Raw genomic sequence first — 3,462 nt, 5'->3', positions numbered from 1 at the left:
CGGCATGGATGCCGCGGCCAAGCCCCCAAGGATGGGTTTACGGCGTCCCCTGCCCAGCCCATCCGCCCGGCCAAACCCACGACCCGCATTCCGCGGCCCACCCACGAGGGGCTGCGCCGTTGGCTGGAAACTACGCCACCGCGCGAAGAACCAGCGCCAGGATCGCCGGCACCGCCTGGATCATGAAAATGCGCCGGCTCACGCTGTACGCGCCATAACACCCCGCCACCACCACGCACGCCAGCGAGAACGTCACCAGCGCCGGCTGGTCGATCACCAGCCCCACCACGATGCCCGCCGCCAGGAAGCCGTTGTACAAGCCCTGATTGGCCGCCAGCACGCGCGTGGTCTCTGCCTTCTGCGGCGTGTTGCGGAACGTCTTCAGGCCCAGCGGACGGGTCCACAGGAACATCTCCAGCACCAGGAAGTAGACGTGCAGCAGGGCGACCAGCAGCGTCAGGGCGAGTGCGATCCAGTACATGGGCGGTTCCTTGGACAGGGATGGGGAATGGGGTCAGATCCCTTTCCCTCAGGGAAAGGGATCTGACCCCGGAACATCAGCGGTCGCGCGGCAGTTTCTTTTCTTCGCGCAGCACGCCGAACGCGGCGGCGGTCATGCACGCGGCCACCAGCATGCCGCCGATGAACACCACATGCGAGCCGAACAGGGACAGGCCCTTGTGCACCCAGGCAAAGCTCAGGTCCGCACCGCGGTAGACCACGGTGTCGATGGCTGCGCCGGCCTTGTAACGCCACTGCCGGTCCACGCGGGTGTAGATGGTTTCGCGGGCCGGCTTGGCCAGTGCGAACTCGCTTGCGCGGGTCATCACCTGCACCACCGCCACCAGCAGGGGCATGGGCGAAGCGGCCAGCACCGAGAAGCCGATCAGGATCGCGAAGCCGGGAATCAGCAGCGCCGGTGCGATCCCGTGGCGGGACAACAGCCAGCGGGTCAGGCCCAGCTGCATCAACAGCGCCAGCGCATTCACTGCCAGGTCGATGCGCGAGAAGAACGCGGTGCTCGCTGCGGGGTCGGTGAACGCCGCACGCACGATGGCAGCCTGCTGGTTGTAGAGCAGCGTTCCCACGCCCACGCCGAACACCACCATGATCGCCAGCCAGCGCAGCAGAGGTTCGCGAACAATCAGCTTGAGACCATCCAGCACACTGCCGCCCATCGGCTTTTCGCCCGATACCAACTGCTGCTCCTGCTCGCGAAGCACCGCCCAGTGCCGCAGCCTCCAGATGCTCAACAGGCAGATGGCAAGGAAACCGGCCGACACCAGCATCAGGTTGGCGATGCCCACGCGCTGTACCAGCGCACTGGTGATGATCGGGCCGAGGAAGGCACCGATGGTGCCCGCCGCGCCGATGTAGCCGTAGTAGGCCCGTGCCTGCACATTGGAGAACACGTCGGCCATGAAGCTCCAGAACACCGCCACCGCGAACAGGTTGAAGACGGTGATCCAGAAGAAGAAGGCCATGCCGCGGCCCGGCACGCCGCTGTCGAACATCACGTAGAACCCGAGCAGGGTGACAATGAAGAAGCCGTACACCGCCGGCAGGAACACCCGCCTCGGAAAGCGGCTGACCAGCCAGCCATAGACCGGCTGCAGCACCAGCATGATCACGAACACGCAGGTGAACAGGAACTGCAACACGAAGTCCTTCAGCGCGATGCCATGGCTTCCGAACCAGGCGATCAGCAGCGGTGGGAACACCGTCTCCAGGTCGGCCGACGCGGCCATCGCCTCGCGCACCGGGCGCAGCACGTAGTAGCCGCTGAGCAGGCAGAAGAAGTACAGGAACGACCACCACAGCGCCGGCGACTCGCGCAGCGCCGCCGCCAGCCCCTGCAGCGGCCCTTTCCCCCGTACCGCACTCACGCGGTGTCCCTCGCCTGAAGACGGCGGTTGGACAGCGGCATGGCAGGCTCCGGGGGCGGTGAAGCGCGTACGTTATCCAATGCACTGCAACATCGCCAGCAGGTGGCCGTTTGAAGGCTGCAACGCACTGTCATGGCCGGGCCCGGATGACACGTTCCGATACACGCTTCGGAGGCGTCAAAATTCCAACTTTTTCAACGAGATGCGCATTCATCTTCGCTTTGTTTGTGCACAAGGGAAAAGCGGCGCTAGAATCGCCATCAGCAGTCGCGCACGGGTCACAACGATGAAAAAGAACAGCCTGCGTCGTCCGATCCGTTCGGCGGCCACCGGTTTGCTGGGCATGCTGATGCCTGTTGCCTTGTCCACCACCGCGCAGACACCGCCGGCATTGCCGCCGATGCCGACCAACATCGAATCCGCTGCGGGTCCCACTGTCGCCCACACCCAGCCGGCGGCCTACCGCACCGGCCTGGTGCCGCGCGTGCAGGCCCCGGCGCCCGGCTTCAACGTCGCCAACATCGAATCGATGGCGCAGCAGCTCACCTATGGCGAACGCGTGCCGGGCATGGCCGTGGCGATCGTGCAGGGCGGCCGTATCCTCAGCGCGCGCGGCTATGGCGTTACCGACGTCAACAATCCGCTGCCGGTCGATGCGCACACCGTGTTCCGCCTGGCCTCGCTGTCCAAGGCCTTCGCCGGCACCATGGCCGGCCTGCTGGTCAACGACGGCACGCTGCGCTGGGACAGCAAGGTCACCGACTACGTGCCGGGCTTCCGCCTGAACTCGCCGGAAGCGACCGATCGCCTGACCGTGGCCGACGTGCTCAGCCATCGCGTGGGCCTGCCGTACAACGCCTACGACCGCGACATCGAAGGCAACGCCGAGTACTACGCGCTGACCCAGAAACTGGCCAACACCAGCCTGAAGTGCCTGCCGGGCGACTGCTATGCCTACCAGAACGTGGCGTTCAGCCTGATCGGCGACGTTGTCTACGCCGCTTCCGGCAGCTTCTACGAGCAGTCGGTCGAGCGCCGCATCTTCAAGCCGCTGGGCATGAACGATGCCAGCCTCGGCCTGGCCGGCATCCAGGCCAGCTCGCGCTGGGCGCGTCCGCACGTGCGCAGTCGCAACGGCTGGGTGTCGCTGACGCCGAAGCCGACCTACTACCGCGTCGCCCCGGCGGCTGGCGTCAATGCCAGCGCCAGCGACATGGCGCAGTGGCTGCTCGCCCACACCGGGCACCGCCCTGACGTGCTGCCGGCGCCGCTGCTGGCCACCCTGCACTCCAGCCTGATCAACACCCCCGGTGAGATGCGTTCGGGCTGGCGCCGCGAGCGCCTGCATTCGGCCGGCTACGCACTGGGCTGGCGCACCTTCGACTATGCCGGCCACGACGTGGTGTTCCATGCCGGCGCCGTGCAGGGCTACCGCGGCCTGGTGGCATTGGTGCCGGAACGCGATCTCGGCATCGCCATCATGTGGAATGGCGAAAGCGGCCTGCCCAGCGGCCTGCTGCCGACCGTGCTCGATTCCGCGCTCGGCCTGCCGGCACAGCGCTGGCTGGATGTGGAC

General features: G+C 66.5%; 3 protein-coding genes. 1 reads left to right on the top strand and 2 read right to left on the bottom strand.

Annotation, left to right across the window (positions count from 1 at the left end):
• Positions 1–130: 130 nt before the first annotated feature.
• Positions 131–481, bottom strand: coding sequence for a DUF1304 domain-containing protein (locus QRO91_RS22140; RefSeq protein WP_049431740.1), 351 nt, complete (start codon positions 479–481; stop codon positions 131–133).
• Positions 482–557: 76 nt separating this feature from the next.
• Positions 558–1,886, bottom strand: a complete 1,329-nt coding sequence (locus QRO91_RS22135; RefSeq protein ID WP_049431745.1) for an NTP/NDP exchange transporter — start codon at positions 1,884–1,886, stop codon at positions 558–560.
• A 286-nt stretch (positions 1,887–2,172) separates the two neighbouring features.
• On the opposite strand from QRO91_RS22135, the gene QRO91_RS22130 reads away from it, so the two are divergent.
• The coding region (locus QRO91_RS22130) for a serine hydrolase (protein ID WP_285310579.1) at positions 2,173–3,462 on the top strand (1,290 nt) is incomplete at its 3' end.

It is taken from the genome of Stenotrophomonas maltophilia group sp. Smal32 (assembly GCF_030237085.1).
Classification (GTDB): domain Bacteria; phylum Pseudomonadota; class Gammaproteobacteria; order Xanthomonadales; family Xanthomonadaceae; genus Stenotrophomonas; species Stenotrophomonas maltophilia_Q.
This window is presented reverse-complemented; position numbering and strand designations above follow the sequence as displayed.

Bases quoted from the DNA above. Each gene is read 5' to 3' on its own strand.
- QRO91_RS22140 (WP_049431740.1), bottom strand. From the start codon at position 481: ATGTACTGGATCGCACTCGCCCTGACGCTGCTGGTCGCCCTGCTGCAC.